Source organism: Nocardia sp. NPDC005366 (assembly GCF_040606855.1).
Taxonomy (GTDB): domain Bacteria; phylum Actinomycetota; class Actinomycetes; order Mycobacteriales; family Mycobacteriaceae; genus Nocardia.
Map to the genome: position 1 here is coordinate 269,678 of NZ_JBEXFQ010000003.1, position 22,749 is coordinate 292,426.

Below are 22,749 nucleotides of genomic sequence, written 5' to 3' on the forward strand. Positions count from 1 at the left end.
CCCAGAAAATGATCCTGTGATTCCACCCGGAACGATTGCTAAGTAGTAGCCGCATCATCGGTCGGGTCATCGGGGGCCCGACAGCAATACTCGAGCCACAACGCCGCGGCCACCAGGGCCGCTCCCGCCAGCATGCCGACGATCGCCCCCGGCGAATCGGCGGCTGCCGCGCGCAGCGTTCCGCGCTGCGGGAACACCCAGCACAGGAAGCCGAGCCAGACCCCGGCGGCGATCGAACCCACGTGCACCGACGCCTTCGCCAGCGCCACCGCCCTCGCCACGGTGATCGGATGCAATTGATGTCGGCCGTCACCGATTTCGCTATCGCTGACCCGTGACCGGATGACGAAGGCGAGCGCCGCCTCGATCGCGGCCACCGGATACAGCGAGGCGCCGACGAGAACCGAGATCGGCGGAAAACTACTGTAGGCGACCCTGGTCGCGATCCACGCGGCGATCGCGGCGACGAGGAAGTCCGCCACCAGGTCGAGCACGCGCGTCGGCGTGAGTTTCACGATATGCCCCCCAGCGCGTCCGGTCCGGCAGGCCCGGACAGCGAGAATTCGGTCCTGCGCACGCCGTCACGCTCGGTGACCGCCAATCCGGCCAGCAGATCCCGCACCGCGTGCTCCACGCCGTCCACCAGCAATGTCGCGGCGGGTTCGACCTCCAGCCACGGAATCAGGACGAAAGCCCGATGACGCGCCTGGGGATGCGGCAACGTCAGCACCGGATCGTCGCTGTGGATCGCCCGCTGCCCCGACCCGCACCAGACCACGTCCACATCCAGGGTCCGCGCGCCCCAGCGCACGACGCGCACCCGATCGGCCGCCTGTTCCAGCCGTTGCCCCGCAGCCAGCCAGTCACGGCATTCGAAATCCGGATCATCCACCAGCACAACGGCATTGAGATAGTCTTCCTGATCGACGCCGCCCCACGGCGCCGTCGTGTACACCGAGGACACCGCGACCACCCGGTCCGCGAAACCGGTCACGACACTGCGTAGATGCCCCAGCCGATCCCCCATATTGGAACCGACCGACAGAACAGCCCGGCTCACGAACACCCCTCGCACGCACCGGGCACGATCATCGCGGTCATCCGGTGACGTCCCTGGTCCGGGAGGTCACGACTCGGACATCGGCGAAAGTATGCGGAATCGGCGCGGAAGGTTTGTGCACGACCACCTCGACGGCGTGGATCCGCGGATCGGTCATCGCGTCGTCGGCGATCTCCGACACCACCGTCTCGATCAGATTCCTCGGTGTGCCGCGCACGATCCGCACGGCCCGCTCCGCGAGAGCACCGTAGTCGACGGTGGCGGCGAGATCGTCGGAAGCGGCGGCCAGCGCGAAATCCACCCACACGGTGAGGTCGACGACGAACTCCTGGCCGTCGCGGCGTTCGTGCTCGAAGACGCCGTGATGTCCGAACACTCGCAATCCGCGCAGTTCTATCCGGTCGTGCCCGGAACCGAAGCCGCGATCACGGCCGTCGAAGCGGGGAGTCGGCGATTCGGTCATCCGGCGACTCCCCCTGACTGCGCGCTCACCGACGCGGCGGGCCGTCGCCTCTCGGCGGCCCGCCAGGCATCGGTCACCGCGAGTGCGTCCAGCGAGGCGCGCACATCGTGGACCCGCACACCCCAGGCGCCGTGCAGGGCGGCCAGCGCCGAGATGGTCGCGGTGGCGGTCTCCCTGCCGTCGGGCGGGCGCGGGCCGGACTCGTCGGCCAGCAACGTGCCGAGAAAACGTTTACGTGACGCGCCGATCAGAATCGGGAGTCCACCGGCCGCCAGTTCCGGCAACGCGCCGAGCAGCGCCCAATTGTGTTCGGCGTTCTTGGCGAAGCCGAGTCCGGGATCGAGTAGCAGCCGTCGCGGGTCGACCCCGGCGGAGACGGCCATATCCACCTGGGCGTGCAGTTCGGCGCGGACCTCGCCGACCACATCGTCGTAGTGATCGGCGGGGCCGATATGCCGGTAGTCGGCGCCGGCTCGCCAATGCATGAGAATCCATGGGATATCCGCCGCCGCGACGACCTTCACCATCTCCGGATCGGCCCGGCCGCCCGAGACGTCGTTCACGACAGAAACCCCGGCCGCGATGGCGGCCTCGGCCACCCGGGCGCGCATGGTGTCGACACTCGTCGGCACACCGGCGTCGACCAGGGCGCGGATCACCGGGGTCACCCTGGCCGCCTCGGCCTCCGGATCGACGCGGATCGCTCCCGGCCTGGTGGATTCGCCGCCGACGTCGATGATGTCGGCGCCCATCTCGTAGAGGGCGATGCCGTGCGCGACGGCCCGATCGGTATCGAGATACCGACCGCCGTCGGAGAAGGAGTCACTGGTGACGTTCACCACGCCCATCACCACGCAGCCGCGCCCGTCGCGCGGGGCGACGCTCCCGACTCGCGTCACCGGCTCACCGCCATCGTGACTCCCGAGCGCTCGGACAACGCCCCTGCCTCACTTTCGCAGAATGAGATCGAGTGCCTCGGAGCGCGAGGCGGCATTGGTCTGCAACAGACCTCGCACGGCCGAGGTGGTGGTGCTCGCACCTGGTTTGCGGATACCGCGCATCGCCATGCACAGATGTTCGGCCTCCACGACGACGATCGTCCCGCGCGGATCCAATTTCCGCATGACCGCGTCGGCGACCTGACTGGTCAGCCGTTCCTGCACCTGGGGACGCTTGGCGTAGAGGTCGACGAGTCTGGCCAGTTTGGACAGACCGGTGACCCGTCCGTGCGGGCCGGGGATATAGCCGACGTGTGCGACACCGTGGAAGGACACCAGATGGTGTTCACAGGTGGAGTACAGCGGAATATCGCGGACCAGCACCAATTCCTGATGCCCCTCGTCGAACGTGGTGTTGAGGACCGCGTCCGGTTCGGTGTACAGACCCGCGAAGATCTCCCGGTAGGCGCGGGCGACGCGGGAAGGGGTATCGATCAGTCCCGGTCGGTCGGGATTCTCGCCGACCGCGATCAGGAGTTCCCGGATGGCGGCTTCCGCCCGAGGTTGGTCGAACTGCCGCCCGGTCTCGACTCCGATGAGTTCCGGCGTGGCCGGGCTCGAATCCGACGCACTTCGCTCGGCCTCGGCCGAGCCGTTGAGCCTCTGACCGATGATGTCATGGTTGGCCGACAATCGAGGACACCTCCAAAATCCCGGGTGCAGGCAATCAATCGGCACCCCGATGGTCGAGCGTAATCGGCGACTTCCGGTGACCACACAGGGCCACCGGAAAATCAGTTCCGACCGTTCGGTCCATCCCAATCACGGTTCTCGCCGTCATTCTGATGAGCGGGCTCGTCGTAACCGCCGCGGTCGTAACCACGATCCGCGCCGGGCTGACTCTGTTGCGGATTGGCCCACGGCTGATAGCCGGGATGTTGCGGCTCACCCTGAGCCTGCCTGCCACCGCTGTAGCCCTGCTGACCCGACGGCTGCTGCGATTCGTCGCGCGGCGGCCAGCCCGGTGCTGACCACCCCGCGGGGGCGCCGTAATCCGGGCGCGAACCGTGGGTCGGACCACCATGGCGGGGCACGGACTGGGTCGGCGCCTGGGGTAGTGGATAACCTCCGGTGGGATGACCGCCCGTCGACGGTCCCGGATAGCCGTACTGCGGATGAGCCTGATACCCCTCCGGCGGATAGCCGTTGGCCGGCGCGGGCTCGCGCTGCGCGGACGCGGCGGCGGGCAGCGGCACCACCTGCTCCGGCGGCCACGGCTCGCCGCGCTCGGCGGCCAGCTCACCCGGCGTCTTCACCGGCGGCTTATCCGAAGGAACCCGGTCACCGAAATCGTTGAACGCGGTGATCCGCGGCCGCTTCTGCACCGCGGCGAGCAGCGTCTCCAACTCCTTGCGGTGCAGCGTCTCCTTCTCGAGCAGCGCCGTGGCGAGTACGTCGAGCACATCGCGGTATTCGTTGAGGATGGCCCACGCCTCGGTGTGCGCGGCTTCGATCAGGTTGCGCACCTCCTCGTCGATGGCGCCCGCGACCTCGTGCGAGTAATCCGAACTCACGCCCATCGAGCGGCCGAGGAACGGGTCGCCCTGCTCCTGGCCGTAGCGGACGGCGCCGAGGCGCGAACTCATGCCGTATTCGGTCACCATCGCGCGAGCGATCTTGGTCGCCTGGTCGATATCGGAGGAGGCGCCTGTGGTCGGCTCGCGGAACACCAGTTCCTCGGCCGCGCGACCGCCCATCGCCATCACCAGGCGAGCGATCATCTCGGAGCGGGTCATCAGCCCCTTGTCGTCCTCGGGCACGGTCATGGCATGGCCGCCGGTGCGACCGCGGGCCAGGATGGTGACCTTGTAGACGGGTTCGATATCCGGCATCGCCCATGCCGCCAGGGTGTGGCCGCCCTCGTGATACGCGGTGATCTTCTTCTCGTGCTCGCTGATGATCCGGCTCTTACGGCGCGGACCGCCGATGACCCGGTCGACCGATTCCTCCAGCGAGTCGCCGGTGATCACCGCGCCGTTCTCGCGGGCGGTGAGCAGGGCGGCCTCGTTGATGACATTGGCCAGATCCGCGCCGGACATGCCGACCGTGCGTTTGGCGAGACCGTCGAGATCGGCGTCGGGGGAAATCGGCTTCCCCTGCGAATGCACGCGAAGGATGGCGCGGCGGCCCGCGAGATCCGGATTGCCGACCGGAATCTGCCGGTCGAAGCGGCCGGGACGCAGCAGCGCGGGATCGAGGATGTCGGGACGGTTGGTCGCGGCGATCAGAATGATGCCGGTGCGGTCGCCGAACCCGTCCATCTCGACCAGCAGCTGATTCAGCGTCTGCTCGCGCTCGTCGTGCCCGCCGCCGAGGCCGGCGCCGCGCTGGCGGCCGACCGCGTCGATCTCGTCGACGAAGATGATGCAGGGGCTGTGCTGTTTCGCCTGCTCGAACAGGTCGCGCACCCGGGAGGCGCCGACACCGACGAACATTTCGACGAAGTCCGAACCGGAGATGGTGAAGAACGGCACGCCCGCCTCGCCCGCGACGGCCCGCGCGAGCAGCGTCTTACCGGTTCCGGGCGGACCGTAGAGCAGCACGCCCTTCGGAATCTTCGCGCCGAGCGCCTGGTAGCGCACCGGATTCTGGAGGAAGTCCTTGATCTCGTACAGCTCTTCGACGGCCTCGTCCGCGCCGGCCACATCGGAGAAGGTGGTTTTGGGCATATCCTTCGACAGCTGCTTTGCCTTCGATTTGCCGAAGCCCATCATGCCGCCGCGACCACCGCCCTGCATGCGAGCCATCACGAAGACGAACAGGCCGAGCAGGATGACCATCGGCAGGACGAACAGCAGGATCTGGGTGAGCCAGCTCTCCTGTTTGACCACCGTGTCGTACGGCGCGCCGGACTTCTGTACGGCGTCGAAGATCTTCGACGAGGTCTCACTACCGCCGGGATATTTGGCGATGATCTTGTTCTGACCGTCGGTGGCGTCGTTGCCGTCGTTCAGCTCGATCCGCAACTGCTGTTCGCGGTCATCGATCTGGACGTTCTTGACGTTGCCCTTGTTCTCGAGCTGGCTCAAAGCCACCGACGTATCGACGCTCTTCCAGCCGCGCGTGTCGTTACCGAAATAGCTGAACGCATATACCACGAGCAGGATGCCCGCGATTATGGCCAGAGTGCGAAACACTGTCTTGCGGTTCATAGAGCGTCGGCCGGGTGGCCAGTCCTTTCCGGTGTCTCCGGTTCTGCCTAGCGGAACGTCGGGCGCGTCGTTGTCGCAACCCGCCGTGGCGGTGTCGGATCACACCCTCACCCACCCGCGCACGGGGGAGATTCGGATGCGGACAAGCCACGTTACCGCGTACGGTCTACTCGATACATCGCGCAGTTCGGCAGTCGGTGCAGTTCGACAGGTAAACGGCCGGGGAACGAAGGTGGTTCCCGAGATCCCCGCTCCGGATTACCCCGAGTGGTCACAATCATGGCATGTTCGGCCTATCGTGAGCGACGACACAACATCGCGGAGTAGGCAGAGCGGGCTCGAAGGAGGTTGCGGAGCGTCACCACGAAGGCCCGGCCGAGTGCCTACCGGTAGGACGTCCGGCACGGCGGGCATCAGCGGAACCGAGACAGCGTTCGGCGGCCGACCGGCATCAGTCGGCGGTATTTCGGCTGACAGAATTCGCATCCACGAGTCGCCCGCGTACGCCGCACACCAGACAAGAGCGCAGGGGGTATGGACATAGTCGAGCTACGGACACCCACAGCGATAGTGCGCCACGGTCGCGGACGGTTGATAGTCCTGCGGCCGGGTAGCGACGGCGAGCGTGTGCTCGACGTGCCGGTCACCGACCTGCTCAAGGTCCGGTTGAACCGCAGGGCCGACGACGCGGTCGTCATCGAGATCTACCTGCGCTACCCCACGCCCGTACTGACCGGCGTTCCCGCCGACCGCACCCCGCTTCCCGTGCTGATCGCCGAACACGACGTCCCCGCAGCGACGGAGATCGTCGACCGGATCAACGATCAGGTGCTGGCGACCCAGCGCCTCGACGTGGCGGCCCCCGATCTGCATCCCCCGGCCCCGATCTGGGCCAAGAACGGCCCGACCCGCGCCGACGTCGACCGCGCGGTGCGCAGAATGACGCCCAAGCGCGAGGCCAGATCCGCCGTGGCCGCCCTGCAGCGCTATGTCACGCCCGACGAATACGTGCTGGAGACCGCGGTCGCCGTGGCGCATCCGCCCGCGGGCACCGGTCAGGGCCTGCTGGCCGCGACCACCGAACGGCTGCTGTTCGTCTCCATCGGTCCCGGCGACCGTTACGCGCACGAACTGCCGATTCCCGCCGTGCTGTGGGCGCGCACCACCGAGGGCGGCCCCGCCGCGCCCGGCGAGATCGGCGCGCGCGGCGAAACCGGTATCGATGTGCACGACGGGAATCTCACACTGCGTTTCACCGGCACCGATCGCGCCGATACCGAGCGGGTGACCTGCGCGGTGAATTTCGCGGTGCGCCGCGATTCCGCCGACGGCGCCGCCGGACCGCCTGATCCCGGTGTGGCACAGCTGTATTCGGAATGGGAGTTGCTGGTGGAACGGCATTCCCTCGGCATGGTCGACGATACCCAGTTCCAGCGTTACGGCCGCGGCATCCTGCGATCACTGCCCGACGGCGGGTAGGGTCCAGCCGTTCGGGTGGCGTCAGCCGGCGTTGAGGGTGATCCGTCGCCAGGGACTTGTCGGGCGCTGCCACAGGCGCAGCAGCTCCATGCGCCGGTCGACGCCGCCGTTCTTGAGTTCGGCGAGATCCTCGCAGGCCTGCCAGTAGGTCCACCCGGCCAAGTAGGCGTCGCCGAATTGGCGCCAATTGCGGTATTTGCGCTGTGCCAGCGGAAGCGCGCGCATCAAATAGTCCCAGGCCACATCGGCCTCCAGGTAACCGGCGGTGAAAGCCATCCTCGCCACCGCGACAACCCTGGCGAGATCCCACGCGTGGATATCGCTCGGCAACGGGCGGGCAAGATGGTCGGTGAAACCGATCTTGATCGCCTGCGACCAGATGTCGTAATCGCGCACGAGTGCTTCCGGATTGTCCATTCCGCGAAATGATCCGACCTGACGCAGAAATGCGCGGTGCCGGTCGGCGCGTTCACCGAAGCGGTCCCGCTCGCTGGCGTTGATGGACGCCATCACCAGGGGATGCACCAGCGCGTAGAGCGGCGCGTGCATACCGGCGAGCAACTGTTCCATCGAGGCCTGCGCCTCGGTACCGTCGGTGATCCCCCACGCACCGGTCAGCGTGTCGATCGCGAGTTCGCGGCGGTCGCCGAGCGGATGCTCGCGCTCTGGGCCGAGTAACAACGCGTCGTGGAAGGCGTCCCAGCGGGCCGAATAGAAACCGCCGAGCGCGAGCGCGCGCAGTTCGTCATCCGATACCGCGGACCCTGACCAGTGATCTTCTTCCCGCTTGTCCAGTTCGTCGTGGGGGAATGTGGTCAACGGGGGTACACCGCGGGAAGGCATATTTCTGATTCTTCACCATGATCTCCGTCGGTCCCGTACTTATCGTCAACACGTGAGTCCGACGAGAGATTTTCACCTCCTCGCAAACTTGTCCTGACGCATTCCGTGGTTCAGGGCTACTGTGCACCCATGCGCGACAACATCACCCTTCTGCGTGGCCTCGAGCCTGCCGCTACCGAGCAGGAAATCTACGCTGCCGCACTGCAGTACGTGCGAACGGTCGGTGGGGTCTCCGGCCTGAGCACCGCCACCAAGGCGGCCGTGGACAAAGCGGTCAGCGCGATCGCATCGGCTACCACGCAGCTACTGGCCGATCTGCCGAATGCCCCCGCTCCGTCGACGGCGCAGTCGACGCTGCGCGGTGCGTCCGAGTAACGCTCACGGCAGCACGTCGACCCCGTAGGCGGCGACGCAGGCCAAGGCGATCTCCAGCGCCAGACTGCGCTGTTCGATCGGATGACCGAGCAGTTGTTCGATCCGCTGGATCCGATAGCGCACGGTGTTCTTGTGCACCCCGAGGAGTTTTGCCGTGCCCTCGGGGCTGCGATGACTGAGCAGATAGGCATGCAACGTCTCGCGTAAGCGCGCCGCGTTGACATCGCGACCTGCCAGCGCGCGCAATTCCCTGGCGACGAGGCCGTGCATGGCCGCCTCGTCGACGCCCGCGAGGTAGGCGACCTCGACGGCGCGGTAGGCGGTCACCCTCGAGGCGCCCGCCACCGATCCCCGTTCGGCGACCTGACGAGCCGCGACCGCTTCCCGATGACTTTCTCTGAACCCGGCCAAATGTCCGGCCGCGACCCCGAACGCCGCCCGCACCGGCGCCTCCAGCACACCGGATAAGGCCCGCTCCAGCGTCCCCGGTGCGGATAATTCCGCCGCGCGTGCCGCGTCGTCCAACCCGGCCCACGCCCACATACCGCTCGCCCCCGACGGCAGGGTCAGTACCCGGCTGCTGCCGAGCGCCCCGGCCAGTTTGGCCGCGGTCCGATCGAGCAGACCGACCATCTCGCCGCCACCACCGGGTTCGGCCGCCGGTTCGTCGGCCCACAGCACGAAGGCCAGATGCTGTTGCGACAGCCGGTAGCCCAGTCGCACCGACGCCAGTTCGACGTCGATCTCATCCCCGGCCAGTAGCGCGCGCACCGTCTCGGTCCGCCGGTTCAGCGCGGCGCGCAGCACCTGTTCGCGCTCTTCCATGTAGGTGTCGGTGAGCCGCTCCACCGACATGCTGATCCATTTGGTGGCCCGATCGAACAGCCGCAGCGTGACCGCGCGCTCGATCTCGGGCGGGATCGGGCGCTGGTCGATGGCGTCGTTCATGTAGTCGAGGACCGCGTCCATGCCCGCGTGATAGGTCCGCAGCAACACCCGCAATTCGAAACCGCGCCGGGCGATGGTGCGCGCCAGGGCGTGCGCCTCCTCGGGGAGCTGGAATTCCTGGCCGTCGGCGGTGAGACCGCTCAGGATGGTCCGCGCGTGCGACCGGGTACTCGCGGCCAGATCGCGGCGCATATCGCGGTCGGTGAGTTCGGGAACCCGCGCGACGATCGCGGTATCGAGACGCTCGACCACCTGCTCGAGGGTTTCGGCGCGCATCGTCTCGTAGCCGTACTCGGCCAGCCACTCGCGGACCACTTCGCTGTCGGGTCCGACGCGTTCCGGTGGCGCAGCCATCGCCGTTCCCCTGTTCTCTCGTGCGAATTTGGTTTCTGGTCACAAATGAGTCAGCCATCCTTGACCGCGAAGGCCAAGAAAGTCCGCACGTATTGTGTCACGATCATAGACAGTGAGCTGATTCACAGCATCGGTTCTCGCGGTTCAGCACAACGTCAGTGGGAGAACAGCAAATGACCAATACCGAACGGCCCGAGGCCGTCGACGGGAAGGCGACATCGGAGGGCACCGGCCCCGCCGTCATCGAGGTGCGCAATCCCGGCACGGGCGAAATCGTCGGCTCCGTGCCGGACCAGAGCGCGCAGGAGGTCGCGGCCAAGGTTCGCGAGCTACGCCTCTACCAGCCGGAATGGGAGGCCATCGGCCCCGACGGCCGCAAGGAGTGGTTGCTGAAACTCCAGGACTGGCTGATCGACAACACCGAACATCTGGCGGACGTGCTGCAGTCGGAAACCTCCAAACCCCGCGCCGACGCCCTCATCGACCCCGCCTTCGGCGCCGATCTGATCGGGTACTACGCGCGCCGCGCGGCGAAATTCCTCGCCGACGACCACCCCTCGCCGCATAGCCCGCTGGCCAGGGTCAAGAAGTTGACCACCGTCTTCCGGCCGTATCCGGTGGTCGGCGTGATCACCCCGTGGAATTTTCCGCTCGCCATGCCGATCATGGACGTGTTCCCCGCGCTGGCCGCGGGCGCGGCGGTGATTCTCAAACCGTCCGAGGTGACCCCGCTGTCGGCTCTCGAATTGGCAAGGGGCTGGGCGGAAATCGGCGCGCCGCCGGTTTTCGCCGTGGTCACCGGTGCGGGCGCGACCGGTGCGGGCGTCGTCGCCCATGCCGACTACATCCAGTTCACCGGATCCACCGCGACCGGGCGCAAGATCGCCGCCGCCTGCGTCGAGCGGATGATCCCCTACAGCCTCGAGCTGGGCGGTAAGGATCCGGCCATCGTGCTGGCCGACGCCGATATCGATCGGGCCGCGCACGGCATCGCCTTCGGTGGCATGTTCAACGCCGGTCAGGTGTGCATCTCCGTCGAACGCGTATACGTGGAAGCGCCGGTCTACGACGAATTCGTCACCAAACTCACCGCGAACGTCAAGGCATTGCGCCAGGGCATCGACGGCCGCGAGCTGAACAACGACGTGGGCGCGCTGGCCAACGAGAACCAGGTGAGCATCGTGCAGCGGCACGTGGACGAGGCCGTCGCGGCGGGGGCGACCGTGCTCACCGGCGGTAAGCGGACCGGGCAGGGCACCTTCTTCGAGCCGACGGTGCTCGTCGACGTGGACCACAGCATGTCCTGCGTCTACGAGGAAACCTTCGGCCCGACGCTGCCGGTGATGAAGGTCGCCGACGAGGCGGAGGCCATTCGACTTGCCAACGATTCGATCTACGGACTTTCGGCCTCGGTCTGGACCGGGGACAAGGATCGCGGCGAACGGATCGCACGGCAGCTGAACGCGGGCGCGGTCAATATCAACGACGTCTTCGCCAACCTGTTCAGCTATGCGCTGCCGATGGGCGGCTGGGGACTTTCCGGGGTCGGGGCGCGCTGGGGCGGCGCGAACGGCGTCCGCAAGTACTGCCGTCAGCAGGCCATCACCAAACCGATTCTGCCGACCCAGCAGAAGGAATTGTTCTGGTATCCGTACAAGGCATCGACTCTGCTGACAGCCCTGGGCGCCATGCGCGCGGCGGGCGCGCGCGGCCTGCGCCGTATCGATATTCCCGCCTTGCTCAAACTCAGAGGAGATAACAAGTGAGCGACAAGATCCGCGGAAAAGTCGTCGTCATCACCGGTGGCGCGCGCGGCATCGGTTTGGCCACCGCCACCGCGTTGCAGGCACGCGGGGCGAAGATCGCCATCGGCGATATCGATGAGACCACCGTGAAGGAATCCGGCACGGCCCGCGATTTCGAGCTGTACGGCAAACTCGATGTCACCGATGCCACCTCGTTCGAGAATTTCCTCGACGAGGTCGAACGCACGGTCGGCCCGATCGATGTGCTGATCAACAACGCGGGCATCATGCCGACCGGCCGACTGATCGATGAACCCGATCAGATCACCCGCCGGATCCTCGACATCAACGTCTACGGCGTGATCCTCGGCTCCAAATTGGGTCTGGCACGGATGCTGCCGCGCAAAAGCGGCCACATCATCAATATCGCGTCGCTGGCGGGGGAAAGCCATGTCCCCGGCCTGGCCACGTATAACGCGAGCAAACACGCGGTGCTCGGCTTCACCGACACCCTGCGCGAGGAATACCGGGGCTCGGGTGTCCACATCTCCTCCGTGCTGCCGACGCTGACCAATACCGAACTCGGTTCGGGGGTCTCGACGCCGAAACTGCTGCGTCCGGCCGAGCCGGAGCAGATCGCCGACGGCATCGTCGGTCTTATCGCCTCGCCGAAGTCGAAGATCAGGGTGACGGCGGTGGCCGGAGCGATCATCCGGTTCGTCGGGCTGCTGCCGGAATCCGTCGGCGACAGCATCGGGCGTGCTCTCGGTTCGAGCCACACCTTCCTCGACGACGTCGACGCCGAGCGACGCAAGGCCTACGAGGAGCGCGCGCGCAGCCTCTGATCCACCGCACGAACGCCACTGGGCGCCGGGGTTCATCCCCGGCGCCCAGTGGCGTTCGACGGGGTGTGGACGGCGATCGGTGAGCCCTCCCGGCTCCCCCGCACACCCCACCAAACCAATTTGTGACCAATGTCACTATTTTGGCGCGCCCGGTCCGCGCCCACCCCGTAAACGGTTTTCTGCCGATTCACCATCGCGCGACGGCCGACTCCACCCGGCACGCACCCCACACCCATCCATGCTGGTCAAGAGTCCAATATTGACACTTCGCGCCGCATCGCCGAGGGATGCCCGAGATTCGCCATCTCGATGGTGCACGCGGCCATCACAGGCAATATGCTATCTCTAACAAACCTATCGACTGTTTCTAACGCCGTATTCGAACTTTCCGGCCTAATAAGGCTAGAAATTCCCGACTAATTCTGATAGCAAGGGGCTATGGACCCGCACTTGCGCGACCTGCGGTATTTCGTCGCCGTCGCTGAGGAACTGCATTTCACCAACGCCGCCCAGCGGCTGCATATCGCTCAACCCACCCTGTCGCGTCAGATTCGTCAGCTGGAACGGCAGCTCGACGTGGTCCTGTTCGACCGCAACCAGCGCAGCGTCGCGCTGACCGTCGCGGGCAAGGAACTACTCGAAGGCGCTCGCAAGATCCTGGAACTGTGGGAGCTCACCAACGTCTCTCTCCAGGAAGCGGGCGAGGTGCTGCGCGTCGGCATCCAATCCGCGCTCGGACGTGGGCTGCTCAACGATCTGGAGAGCGCGAGCGGGCACCGCTTGGCCCTGCATGCCGCGTCGTGGACCGACCCGTCGAGCGGTCTGGCGGGCAGACAGGCAGATCTCGCCCTGGTGTGGCTACCGCTACCCGATCCGAACCGCTATCGCTGGCAGGTACTGCGCACCGAGCCGCGCTGGGTGCTGCTCCCGGAGAATCACGCGCTGGCCGACAACGAGACCATCGACTTCGCCGACCTGCTCGATGAGCCGTTCATCGCGCTTCCCTCCGAGGCGGGTGCGGTGCGCGACTTCTGGCTCGGAAACGACGGACGCAACGGACGTCAGCCGAAAATCGGTGCGGAGGCGGCGACACCCGAGGACAAACTGGAGGCCGTCAGCCTCGGTCTCGGCGTATGCCTGCTGGCCGAGAACAATGTGCCGATGTACCGCTGGCCCGGACTCACCGCACGTCCGATCACCGGACTCGCGCCGTGCGAACTCGCGGTGGCATGGCGGGCCGACGACTCCCGCCAGACCATCCTCGAATTCGCCGGACGCGCGGCCGACGGCGGATTCAGCGCGACGACGCCCAACTGATACGCGTCGTCGGGGACGCTTCGACGCCACCCCGGCCGCTTCGCCCGGTGGGCACTTCGCCTGCCTAGGACGCGGTGCGCCGCCATGGTCGGCGCCGCTCCAATTGGGCGGCGAGGCCGAGCAGGACGGATTCACTGCCCGGCGGACCCGCGAGTTGGGCCGCGATCGGGGTGGTGGAACGGGAATGCATTCCCATCGGAATGGATGCCGCGGGCCAGCCGACCAGATTCCACAGGGGGGTGAAAGGGGAAAGGCGGGCGGTGGCGAGGATGTTGGCGAGCCAGCCGCGGGCGCTCCAGATTCGTGCGCGCGGCGGCGGGGTCGCGAGCGTCGGTGTGATCACGACGTCGTAGTTGTCGAACAGTTCCAGCAACCGCGCCTCAATCCGATCGATCTGCGCGGGACGAACGAGTCGCAGGCGGTGCACCAACCTGCCTAGAGCGAGATGACGCCGGGTTCTCGGTTGTAGTCGCTCGGGTCGCGGTAGTCGTTGCGCGTCGGGTAGTTCCGCGATGAGCCACCGTAGGAGGGTCGCCGGGACGGTCGCCCCGTAGGGCACGGTGACCGGCTCCACGATATGTCCGGCCCGCTCGGCTAGCTCGGCCGCGGTGCGCGCCGCCTCGGTCCACTGCCTGTCGACCCGGAAGAAGCGATGCGGCGCGGCCACGGCTAGTCCGATGCGTAGTCGATCCGGCGGGTCGGGTTCGGCCAGGTCCGGCCTGGCCGCCAACACCGACAGCGCAAGCGCCGCGTCGCCGACCGTCGTTGCGAGAACACCGTTTTCGGCGAGTCCGCCCCATCCGTCGACGCCGATATCGGCGGGCACGGTATACCTGCCGGGTTTGATGCCGAAAACTCCGCAGCAGGCCGCGGCGATGCGCACCGCGCCGAATCCGTCGACGCCGTGCGCCACCGGAACCAGACCGGCCGCGACCGCCGCGGCGGCCCCGCGGGCTCCGCGTTCGAGATTCCACGGGTTGCGGGTCGCCGAATCCGCGTCGTCGGACATCGGCCACAGACCCAGTTCCGGTATCGCGGTCGCCCCGACGATCACCGCGCCGGCCGCGCGCAACCGACGCACGACGGGGTGATCAGCGGTGGCGGGGGCGGGATCGGTCGCCGCCGAACCTCGGCGCATCGGCACGCCCGTCACCGGCAGACCGTGCTCGACCGCGACGGGCACCCCCGCGAGCGGCAACACGTCCAGATCGTCGCGCTGCTCGACGGCGACTGCCTCCGCGCGCGCGGCATCCGTGCGAACAGTGGTGAACGCGTTGGTTTTCGGATCATCCGCCGCGATCCTCGCCAGCGCCGCGTCGACCGCTTCGGTCGGCGTGAGCGCGCCCTCCCGCACAGCCCCCGCGACCGCCGTCGCGGTGGCGGGAACGGCGATCGCGGACGATTTCGGCCCTTCCTCGGTGCACGGGGGGACCCCATCGGCGGGCGGCGATCCGGGCTCGGCTACTGTCTCCCTACTCGCCGCCCGCGCCGTGATTTTCGGTCGGCGGCGATCGTCCGACCCTTGATCATGTTCGACTATCGCGTCCGCTGTCCCGGTCGTCCCGGAGCGGTGGAATTCGCCGGTACCGTCGTGATCGCGTTGTGCTGCCGCTTTCGCGCTCGTTGTCCGCGTCGTGTCGTACATGTGCTGATTCGCCCCCGTCGCATGGTTGTCGAATTCGGGTGATCCGCTGTTGAGCCGCAAGTTATCATTCCGACTACTGCTCGGGGGATGATGGCGTGGGGTGTGGCGGAAATTTCCGGCGCAGCCACCGACCGATCAGCGCGGAATTCCCGAACATCCGCCCAGCCGCAAGGTCTGAGAATGAGTGCCGAGTCCGATAGTGCTTCCGGTCCGGACATGGGTTCCGATCGTGGAGCCGGTGTCCGTGGGGCCGTGCTGAAGACCGAGTCGAGCGCCGTGCAGGCGTTCGCCGCGGCCTGGGAATCCACCGCGCGCGCGACCGCGGCGGGAAACACCACCTCCCGGCTTCCCGAGATCGCCGAATACCTGCCCGATGCCACCACCTTGCGCAGGGAGGCGCTGATCGAACTGATCCGCGTCGATCTGCGGCACCGGTGGCTGCGGCGGCCCGGCGCCCCCACGGCCTCCGACCGCGGTGCCGTGCCGCGCAAACGGCTCATCGAATACTGCGCCGAATTTCCCGAGCTGGATCGCGACAGCATTCCCGCTGGCCTGGTGTACGAGGAATTCGTCGTCCGCAGGCACAGCGGTGAGCGGGTCGATCCTCACGAATGCCTGCGCGACTATCCCCGGCAGGCCACCGAACTGCGGGATCTGCTCAACGCCGACGACGTGGATCAGAGCACGCGCAGAGCCGCCGTCGAGGACTCGACCCGCGTCACCGGGCCGGACGCCGACGACGACATCACCCGCACCACGTCCGCCCCCACCCTGGCCGCGCCGGGTTCGGATCTGAACCGAACCACCACCGCGCCTCGTGGTACCGACGTGAATCGAACGGCGGAGGTTACCGAGACGATGGCCGCCGGTCCGACGGCCACGTCCGACCTGACGGGTACGGCCACCGCGATCGGCACGACCGCGGGCCATGAACCCGGACTTTTCGCTGTCCTCAATCGCATCGAAATCGGCCAGCGTATCGATGATTTCGATCTGCTCACCACCCTCGGCAGCGGCGCGTTCGCCCGCGTATTCCTGGCCAGGCAGCGTTCGCTGCAACGGCTGGTAGCGGTGAAGATCTCCGCCGACCACGGCACCGAACCGCAAACCCTCGCCCAGCTCGACCACGACTACATCGTGCGGGTCTTCGATCAGCGCCTGCTCGACACCGGCGACGATCTCGCGGGCGGCTCGCGCCGCCTGCGACTGCTCTACATGCAGTTCCTGCCCGGCGGCACGCTGCTCGGAGCGTTGCGCTGGGTGCGGGCCACTCCTGCCGCCGAACGCAGCGGTCGACTGCTACTCGACGCGGTCGACGCGGCGATGGAGGAAAAGGGCGAAATCCGCCCGACCGATTCCAGTGTCCGCACCGAGATAGCGGCGCTGAGCTGGCCGGAGACGGTGGCCTGGCTCGGCCGCCGACTGGCCGACGCGCTGGACTACGCCTCGGCGCACGGCGTACTGCACCGCGACGTGAAACCGGCCAATGTGCTGCTCACCGCCGAGGGCGTGCCGAAACTGGCCGACTTCAACATCAGTTTCAGCCGCAATGTCGAGGGCACGAGTCCGGTCGCCTATTTCGGCGGCTCGCTGGCCTACATGTCGCCGGAACAGCTGGAGGCCTGCCATCCCGGCCGCGCCCGCAGCGCGGCGGATCTGGACACCCGCGCCGACATCTACTCACTCGGCGTGGTGCTGTGGGAATTGCTGACCGGCGCGAAACCTTTCGACGACTCCACCGCGGGCGCCGACTCCCACGGTGACGACACCACCCTCGAAGCGATGCTGGAGCGCCGTAGCGGCGGTGTGGAAGACGCCGCGCTGCAACGACTTCCACCCGACTGCCCGGCCGCGCTGCGCCGCGTGCTGCTGACCTGTCTCGAACCCGACCGGTCCCGGCGCTGGTCCAACGGGCAAACGCTGGCCAAACAGCTCGACCTGTGCCTCGACTCGCGCGCCAGGGATCTGGTCGATCCCAAGCCCGGCAGCTGGCGGCTGCGGCTGCGCAGGTGGATGGTCCCCCTGCTGGTGCTGGCCATCGGCGTGCCGAACGCTCTCGCCTCGCTGTACAACATCCAGCACAACCAGAATCTGATCGTCGACCGAATGACCGAGGACGCCCAGCGCACCTTCCTGATCATCACCGGCGTGGTCAATTCGGTGTTCTTCCCGTTGGGCATGGCGGTGGTCGTGTACCTGTCGAGGTATGTCCTGATCGTCCCGCGCGGGCTGCGCAAAGGGCGGCGCTACGACCCGGAAACCCTGCGCCGCGCCAGAGCCGATTCACTGCTGCTCGGGGAAAGAGCGGTGGCCATCGCGTTCGCCCTGTGGATGCTGTCGGCACTGATATTCCCGGTCGCGCTCCAGATAGCGACCGGTGAGATCACCGCGCGCTCGGTCGTGCACTTCCTCGCCTCGATCTTCGTGTGCGGCGCCATCGCCGCCTCGTACCCGTTCTTCCTCGCGACGTTCTACATCGTGCGCTGCATCTACCCGATCTTCCTTCGCCACGGCGAGATCAGCGCCGACGACGCGGTATGGCTGCGCGGCCTGGACCGCCGCTGCAACGGCTATCTCGCGATCGCCGCGTCGGTGCCGCTGCTGGCGGTGGTCGGGGTGACGTTCCTGCCGCCCACCGATATCCCGATGGTGATCGTCGCGGTGCGGGTGCTGTGCGCGGGCGGCATCATCGCCTTCGTCGGCTCCTATCTGCTGTTCCGCGCGCTCGAGGAGGATCTGCGCGCGCTGGAACGGGTGGTCGCGCCGGAAGGCGGCGAGCGGGAGCGTCAGGAGCACCAGCGAGCCCGCGCCTCCCGCCTGCGCCGGATCATGCGCACCGGCCGAGCCCGACCGGCGACGCCCGTGGAGCCGCCCCGGTGACGATGCACTGGGCCGATTCCGTCGCTCGGTTCACCGCGGACTGGCGGCGGTCGCTGCACGCCGGGGGCAGTGCGCCTGAACTCACCGATTACGTCCCCGATGACAATCTCGCCCGCCTCACCGTGCTCACCGAACTGGTTCGCATCGACCTGCGATACCGCTGGGACGGGGCGGGACCGGCAAAACGCGTCGCGGAATACCGCGCGGAATTCCCCGAGGTCGCGCAGAGCCCGGCGCTGGTCGACCTGGTCTGCGAGGAATTCGCGATGCGGCGCGCCCAGGGTCCGCTGCCGCTGGAGGATTTCCTCGCCGAACACCAGGAACTCGCCGAGTCGGTCCGGGAGCGGCTCGAGGCCGAGGCCGAACGGATCGACGCCAACGCGCTCACCCTCGACCGGCCGCCCGCCGATATCGAGCCGGGACAGCGCATCGATGATTTCGATCTGCTGACCGAGCTCGGAACGGGCGAATCGGGGCGGGTCTTCCTCGCGAGACAGCTGTCCATGCAGCGACTGGTCGCGGTCCGGCTGTCGACCGGCGGCGGCGATCCGCACCCCGTGGCACGGCTGGACCATCCCCATATCGTCCGGGTCTTCGACCACAAATTGCTGACCTTCGACGCGGGGGCGGCAACGGGTTCCGGGCGGCTGATCTACATGCAGTATCTGCCGGGCGGCACCGCGAAGGACGTCATCGAACGGTTGCGCGCCCACCCGGAATCCGACGGCGGCGCGCTACTGCTGCGCGCGGTCGACACCGCGATGGAGACCAGGGGTGAGATCCGCCTCGCGGATTCCCGCGTGCGCGCCGAGATCGCGGCGCGCAGCTGGCCCGAGACGGTGGCGTGGCTGGGCAGGCGGCTGGCCGACGCACTCGACTACGCCGATCGTCACGGCGTGCGATACCGCGCCATCACGCCGGGCGACGTGCTGTTCACCGCCGAGGGCGAACCGAAATTCGGCGATTTCTCCGATGCCGCGGCGATGCGGGCCGGTTCGCTGCCCTACCGTTCACCGGAAGACTTGGCGGCGACGCTCGATCCGGACGCTGTCGCACCGGATCAGCGCGGCGAGATCTTCTCCCTCGGCATCCTGCTGTGGGAACTGCTCACCGGCGCAACCCCTTTCGGTGACGCTGCGGATACCGCCGAGGCGCTGCGGCAGCGCAGGGCGGGCGTACCGGACGCGGCGCTGTCGCGGCTGCCAGCGGATTGTCCGCCCGCGCTGCGGCGCATCCTGCTGACCTGCCTCGAGCCGGAGCCGGACCGGCGCTGGACGAATGGCGCGGCGCTGGCCAAACAGTTGGATCTGTGCCTGGACGCCCGCGCCCGTGATCTGGTGGATCCGCCCGAGCACGGCACCCGCCTGCGGCTGCGGCGCTGGCGGGTTCCGCTCATCGCGCTGGCCATCCTGATCCCGAATGTGCTCGCCTCGATCTACAACATCGATTACACCCGGCTGCTCGTCGTCACTCAGCTGACCGACGAGGCCGTCCGCAAACTCGATATCGGCGCGGCGATCGTCAATACGGTCGGATTCGGTTTCGGCGCTGTCGTTCTGGTGTACCTGTCCCGGCATCTGATCTTCGTCCCACACGGATTACGCAGGGGTGGAAGCTATTCCGCCGAGACATTACGTCGCGCCCGTACCGACACCATCCTGTTCGGCGACCGCGCGATCCTGGTGATCTTCACGATGTGGATACTGTCGGGCACCTCGTTCCCGATCGTCATCCGCGGCACCTCCGACGCGATAACCGCTTACGACTACGCGCATTTCCTGGTCTCGCACGCGCTGTGCGGGGCGGTCGCACTCGTCTACCCGTTCTTCCTGGTGAACTACTACGTCGTGCGATGTATCTACCCGATGTTCCTGAGCCACGGGGAGATCGATGAAGAGGACGCGGTACGCCTGCGTAAATTGCGGCGGCGCTGCGGTATCTGGTTGATCGTCGCCGCGTCCATTCCGCTGGTCGCGGTCGCGGGCGCGACCCTGCTCACGCAGGCCGACCTCGATACGATCATCGTCGAGGTGCGCGTTCTCGCCATCGGGAGCGTCATCGCCTTCTCCGGCGTCTACCTGCTGTTCATGGCGATGGAGAACGATCTGCGTGCGCTCGAGCGAGTGCAGGTTCCCTCCGCGCCCGCGAACGCCGCGTGAATCGGCCGTTCGGGCGGCTCGTCAGCCTGTCGCACATCCATGATCCGGCGACGACGCCGCTGTTTCCCGGCGATCCGGAATTCCGCGTCGACACCGTGGCGACCATCGCCGACGACGGCTACTACCTGCGCACCGTCCGGCAGGGCGAACACACGGGAACCCATTGGGGCGCTCCGATCCACTTCCACGCCGACGGACTCGCCGCCGACGAACTCGATCCGGAGGATCTGCTGCTGCCCGCGGTGAAAATCGACCTTCGCGCACAGTGCGCCGCCGACCGCGACTACGCGATCACCGTCGCCGACCTGCGCGACTGGGAATCACGCCACGGCCGTATCCCCGACTGTTCCGCGATCGTCGCGTGGACGGGATGGGACGCCAAATGGGGTTCCCCCGATTTCCTCGGCATCGGCGAATCCGCCGGACATCAACCGGGTTTCGCGGTGGATACCGTCGAATGGCTGCTGCGCACCGGACGACTCGGCCGTCGCGGCGCCCTCGGTATCGACACCTTCGGCCCCGACGTCGGCACCGACGGCGGCTACACCGTCTCGCGGCTGCTGTACCGCGACCATCGCATCAGCCTCGAATGCCTGGCAGGTCTCGCCGAACTCCCCCACACCGGCGCCTGGATCCTCGTCGGCGGCCCCCGATACCGCGCGGGCTCCGGCGGCCCCGCGACGATCTTCGGCCTCCTGCCCTGACTCTGCCCGTCCACCCGGCGGCGAGTACGACAGCCGGATCGGACCTCGGCATGTTGGCCTAGGACCCGCCCCCGTAGACCTTCGGATCGAGGGTGCCGATGTAGGGCAGGTCGCGGTAGCGCTCGGCGTAGTCGAGACCGTAGCCGACGACGAATTCGTTGGGTATGTCGAAGCCGACGTGCGCGACCTCGACCGGGGTGCGTAGCGCGTCCGGTTTGCGCAGCAGCGTGACCACCTCGAGGGAGGCCGGGTTGCGGGTGGAGAGATTGCGTTTGAGCCAGGACAGCGTGAGACCGGAATCGATGATGTCTTCGACGATCAGCACATTGCGCCCGGCGATGTCCTTGTCCAGATCCTTCATGATCCGCACCACGCCCGAGGACGAAGTGGACGAACCGTAGGAGGAGACGGCCATGAACTCCATCTGGGTCGGAATGGGCAGGGCTTTGGCCAGATCGGTCATGAAGAAAATCGCGCCCTTGAGCACGCCGACCAGCAGCAGATCACCTTCCGGGGCGCCGACCGGGTAGCGTTTGGCGATCACTTCGGCCAGTTCCTGGGTCTTGGCTGCGATCTCGTCCTGGGTGATCAGCACCGACGCAATATCGTCCCCGTACACGTAGGTTGGTGTCCTTCCGTGGTTGGTCGGCACCGAGAGTGTCGATCCCGATCCGGCATCAGTCACTGCGCAGAGATCGCTTCAGCGCTCGCGCAGTGTCAGCCTGCCATGTTCGCGCGCGGCGACCAACCTCGTCCGCGGCGAACCGCCGCCCACTGCGACCCCTCCCTGGCCCCGCCAGGCCGTGACCAGAGCGTCCACCGCACGCAAATGCTTCTCGGTCAGGGCTTTCGCGCCGCCTGCCAACAGCCAGGACCGGATGACGCGGCGGCGCAGCGCGGCGGGGGCAGTGGCGAGAGTCTCGACGGACAGTGTCGACCCATCACCGCCCGCGTCCGCCCGCGCCCGCGCGTCGAGCGAGTCCGCATCGCAGCGCGCGACCGCTAGCAATTCCCCCGCTAACGCGTCCAGGACGGCCCCGTCCTCGCGCAACTGTTCGGCCGTGCGGGCCAGGGCGGGAGCGACCCCGCCGCCGAGCACCTCTTCCAACAGTGGCAGCACCTCGCAGCGCAACCGCACCCTGGTGAACTCCGGCGCGGAATTATGCGGGTCCTCGTGCGGCGACAGCCCGAGATCGGCACATAACTGCCTCGTCACAGCCCGACGCACACCGAGAAGGGGACGACCCCACGGTTCGGTGTAAGCGGCCATCCCGTGGATGGAACGACCACCGGACCCGCGGGCCAATCCGAGCAGCACCGTTTCGGCCTGGTCATCGAGGGTGTGGCCGAGCAGGACGGGATGCCCGTCGCGGGCGGTGTCGAGCGCCGAATACCTGGCCCGCCGAGCCGCCGCCTCCATCCCGCCGTCGACGCCAACGCGCACCGGAAGCACGCGCGCCGTCCGGCAGCCGAGCGCCAGCGCGGCGGCGGCGGCTGCCGCGGCGACCTCGGCCGAACCCGATTGGAGGCGATGGTCGACGATCAGCGCGTCGACGCTGTCCGCCTCGATCACCGCCGCAGCGGTCAGCGCCAGCGAATCGGCCCCGCCCGAGAGCGCGACCGCGACGACCCCCGATCCACCGGCGAATTCACCTGACCAGGCCCGCACGGCCCGGCGCACCTCGAGTACCGCGGAGGTCTCCGGCAGCCTGCGCCGCCCCGGACGACTCGCTCCGGGTACGCCCGGATCCGGGGGCGTCGCTCCTACCGCAGGGCCCATAC

Annotated in this window: 19 protein-coding genes; 8 read left to right on the forward strand and 11 right to left on the reverse strand. The window is 67.5% G+C overall.

All coding sequences use genetic code 11. The features are described from left to right. Nucleotides 1-38: 38 nt before the first annotated feature. The 6 genes from ABZS43_RS05680 to ftsH form a co-directional block, all read right to left on the reverse strand. Nucleotides 39-515, reverse strand: a complete 477-nt coding sequence (locus tag ABZS43_RS05680) for a DUF3180 domain-containing protein (RefSeq protein ID WP_355034625.1) — start codon at nt 513-515, stop codon at nt 39-41. Next, nucleotides 512-1,060: a 2-amino-4-hydroxy-6-hydroxymethyldihydropteridine diphosphokinase gene (folK, locus tag ABZS43_RS05685; RefSeq protein WP_355034626.1), complete on the reverse strand. Its 549-nt coding sequence runs from the start codon at nt 1,058-1,060 to the stop codon at nt 512-514. Before folK ends, ABZS43_RS05680 begins: the two co-directional genes overlap by 4 nt. 37 nt (nt 1,061-1,097) lie before the next feature. Then, nucleotides 1,098-1,523: a dihydroneopterin aldolase gene (gene folB / locus ABZS43_RS05690; RefSeq protein WP_355034627.1), complete on the reverse strand. Its 426-nt coding sequence runs from the start codon at nt 1,521-1,523 to the stop codon at nt 1,098-1,100. Next, complete coding sequence (gene folP / locus ABZS43_RS05695) at nt 1,520-2,371, reverse strand: dihydropteroate synthase (protein ID WP_355034701.1); 852 nt, start codon at nt 2,369-2,371, stop codon at nt 1,520-1,522. Before folP ends, folB begins: the two co-directional genes overlap by 4 nt. Nucleotides 2,372-2,470: 99 nt before the next feature. Continuing rightward, a complete protein-coding gene (gene folE / locus ABZS43_RS05700) occupies nt 2,471-3,058 on the reverse strand; it encodes a GTP cyclohydrolase I FolE (RefSeq protein WP_355034702.1) in 588 nt (195 codons plus the stop codon). 197 nt (nt 3,059-3,255) lie between these two features. Beyond that, on the reverse strand, nt 3,256-5,673 hold the full coding sequence (ftsH, locus tag ABZS43_RS05705; RefSeq protein ID WP_355034628.1) for an ATP-dependent zinc metalloprotease FtsH: 2,418 nt from the start codon (nt 5,671-5,673) through the stop codon (nt 3,256-3,258). Nucleotides 5,674-6,207: 534 nt separating this feature from the next. On the opposite strand from ftsH, the gene ABZS43_RS05710 reads away from it, so the two are divergent. After that, the gene (locus ABZS43_RS05710; protein ID WP_355034629.1) at nt 6,208-7,152 is read left to right on the forward strand and encodes a hypothetical protein; all 945 of its coding nucleotides are present in this window, start codon (nt 6,208-6,210) and stop codon (nt 7,150-7,152) included. Between the two features lie 21 nt (nt 7,153-7,173). On the opposite strand, the gene ABZS43_RS05715 is transcribed toward ABZS43_RS05710, so the two are convergent. Next, nucleotides 7,174-7,995, reverse strand: coding sequence for a DUF1266 domain-containing protein (locus ABZS43_RS05715; RefSeq protein ID WP_355034630.1), 822 nt, complete (start codon nt 7,993-7,995; stop codon nt 7,174-7,176). 129 nt (nt 7,996-8,124) lie between these two features. Between ABZS43_RS05715 and ABZS43_RS05720 the strand changes: the two genes are divergently transcribed. Further along, nucleotides 8,125-8,370, forward strand: coding sequence for a DUF2277 domain-containing protein (locus ABZS43_RS05720; RefSeq protein ID WP_355034631.1), 246 nt, complete (start codon nt 8,125-8,127; stop codon nt 8,368-8,370). Nucleotides 8,371-8,373: 3 nt separating this feature from the next. On the opposite strand, the gene ABZS43_RS05725 is transcribed toward ABZS43_RS05720, so the two are convergent. Next, nucleotides 8,374-9,672: a helix-turn-helix domain-containing protein gene (locus ABZS43_RS05725; protein WP_355034632.1), complete on the reverse strand. Its 1,299-nt coding sequence runs from the start codon at nt 9,670-9,672 to the stop codon at nt 8,374-8,376. Nucleotides 9,673-9,845: 173 nt separating this feature from the next. On the opposite strand from ABZS43_RS05725, the gene ABZS43_RS05730 reads away from it, so the two are divergent. The 3 genes from ABZS43_RS05730 (at nt 9,846) to ABZS43_RS05740 (ending at nt 13,579) form a co-directional block, all read left to right on the forward strand. Next, entirely contained in the window at nt 9,846-11,438 is a 1,593-nt protein-coding gene (locus tag ABZS43_RS05730) for an aldehyde dehydrogenase family protein (RefSeq protein ID WP_355034633.1), read from the forward strand. Continuing rightward, on the forward strand, nt 11,435-12,262 hold the full coding sequence (locus tag ABZS43_RS05735) for an SDR family oxidoreductase (RefSeq protein WP_355034634.1): 828 nt from the start codon (nt 11,435-11,437) through the stop codon (nt 12,260-12,262). The genes ABZS43_RS05730 and ABZS43_RS05735 overlap by 4 nt, the downstream gene beginning before the upstream one ends. Before the next feature lie 438 nt (nt 12,263-12,700). Continuing rightward, nucleotides 12,701-13,579, forward strand: a complete 879-nt coding sequence (locus tag ABZS43_RS05740; protein ID WP_355034635.1) for a LysR substrate-binding domain-containing protein — start codon at nt 12,701-12,703, stop codon at nt 13,577-13,579. Between the two features lie 64 nt (nt 13,580-13,643). Here ABZS43_RS05740 and ABZS43_RS05745 read toward each other — a convergent pair whose 3' ends face one another. Continuing rightward, nucleotides 13,644-15,224: an amidase family protein gene (locus ABZS43_RS05745; protein ID WP_355034636.1), complete on the reverse strand. Its 1,581-nt coding sequence runs from the start codon at nt 15,222-15,224 to the stop codon at nt 13,644-13,646. Nucleotides 15,225-15,440: 216 nt separating this feature from the next. Between ABZS43_RS05745 and ABZS43_RS05750 the strand changes: the two genes are divergently transcribed. The 3 genes from ABZS43_RS05750 to ABZS43_RS05760 are packed head-to-tail and all read left to right on the forward strand — an operon-like array spanning nt 15,441 to nt 20,967. Next, entirely contained in the window at nt 15,441-18,104 is a 2,664-nt protein-coding gene (locus ABZS43_RS05750; RefSeq protein ID WP_355034637.1) for a serine/threonine-protein kinase, read from the forward strand. 2 nt (nt 18,105-18,106) lie between these two features. Beyond that, a complete protein-coding gene (locus tag ABZS43_RS05755; RefSeq protein ID WP_355034703.1) occupies nt 18,107-20,263 on the forward strand; it encodes a protein kinase in 2,157 nt (718 codons plus the stop codon). Next, nucleotides 20,260-20,967, forward strand: a complete 708-nt coding sequence (locus tag ABZS43_RS05760; protein WP_355034638.1) for a cyclase family protein — start codon at nt 20,260-20,262, stop codon at nt 20,965-20,967. The genes ABZS43_RS05755 and ABZS43_RS05760 overlap by 4 nt, the downstream gene beginning before the upstream one ends. Nucleotides 20,968-21,025: 58 nt before the next feature. On the opposite strand, the gene hpt is transcribed toward ABZS43_RS05760, so the two are convergent. Both hpt and tilS read right to left on the reverse strand, forming a co-directional pair. Further along, nucleotides 21,026-21,586, reverse strand: a complete 561-nt coding sequence (gene hpt, locus ABZS43_RS05765) for a hypoxanthine phosphoribosyltransferase (RefSeq protein ID WP_355034639.1) — start codon at nt 21,584-21,586, stop codon at nt 21,026-21,028. A gap of 81 nt (nt 21,587-21,667) precedes the next feature. After that, nucleotides 21,668-22,747, reverse strand: coding sequence for a tRNA lysidine(34) synthetase TilS (tilS, locus tag ABZS43_RS05770; RefSeq protein WP_355034640.1), 1,080 nt, complete (start codon nt 22,745-22,747; stop codon nt 21,668-21,670). Nucleotides 22,748-22,749: the final 2 nt, after the last annotated feature.

Coding starts and splice junctions, on each gene's coding strand:
- folP (WP_355034701.1), bottom strand. CDS start 2,371: ATGGGCGTGGTGAACGTCACCAGTGACTCCTTCTCCGACGGCGGTCGG.
- folB (WP_355034627.1), bottom strand. CDS start 1,523: ATGACCGAATCGCCGACTCCCCGCTTCGACGGCCGTGATCGCGGCTTC.
- ABZS43_RS05730 (WP_355034633.1), top strand. CDS start 9,846: ATGACCAATACCGAACGGCCCGAGGCCGTCGACGGGAAGGCGACATCG.
- ABZS43_RS05750 (WP_355034637.1), top strand. CDS start 15,441: ATGGGTTCCGATCGTGGAGCCGGTGTCCGTGGGGCCGTGCTGAAGACC.
- tilS (WP_355034640.1), bottom strand. CDS start 22,747: ATGGGCCCTGCGGTAGGAGCGACGCCCCCGGATCCGGGCGTACCCGGA.
- ABZS43_RS05755 (WP_355034703.1), top strand. CDS start 18,107: ATGCACTGGGCCGATTCCGTCGCTCGGTTCACCGCGGACTGGCGGCGG.
- ABZS43_RS05715 (WP_355034630.1), bottom strand. CDS start 7,995: ATGCCTTCCCGCGGTGTACCCCCGTTGACCACATTCCCCCACGACGAA.
- ABZS43_RS05745 (WP_355034636.1), bottom strand. CDS start 15,224: ATGTACGACACGACGCGGACAACGAGCGCGAAAGCGGCAGCACAACGC.
- ftsH (WP_355034628.1), bottom strand. CDS start 5,673: ATGAACCGCAAGACAGTGTTTCGCACTCTGGCCATAATCGCGGGCATC.
- ABZS43_RS05740 (WP_355034635.1), top strand. CDS start 12,701: ATGGACCCGCACTTGCGCGACCTGCGGTATTTCGTCGCCGTCGCTGAG.
- ABZS43_RS05720 (WP_355034631.1), top strand. CDS start 8,125: ATGCGCGACAACATCACCCTTCTGCGTGGCCTCGAGCCTGCCGCTACC.
- ABZS43_RS05710 (WP_355034629.1), top strand. CDS start 6,208: ATGGACATAGTCGAGCTACGGACACCCACAGCGATAGTGCGCCACGGT.
- ABZS43_RS05725 (WP_355034632.1), bottom strand. CDS start 9,672: ATGGCTGCGCCACCGGAACGCGTCGGACCCGACAGCGAAGTGGTCCGC.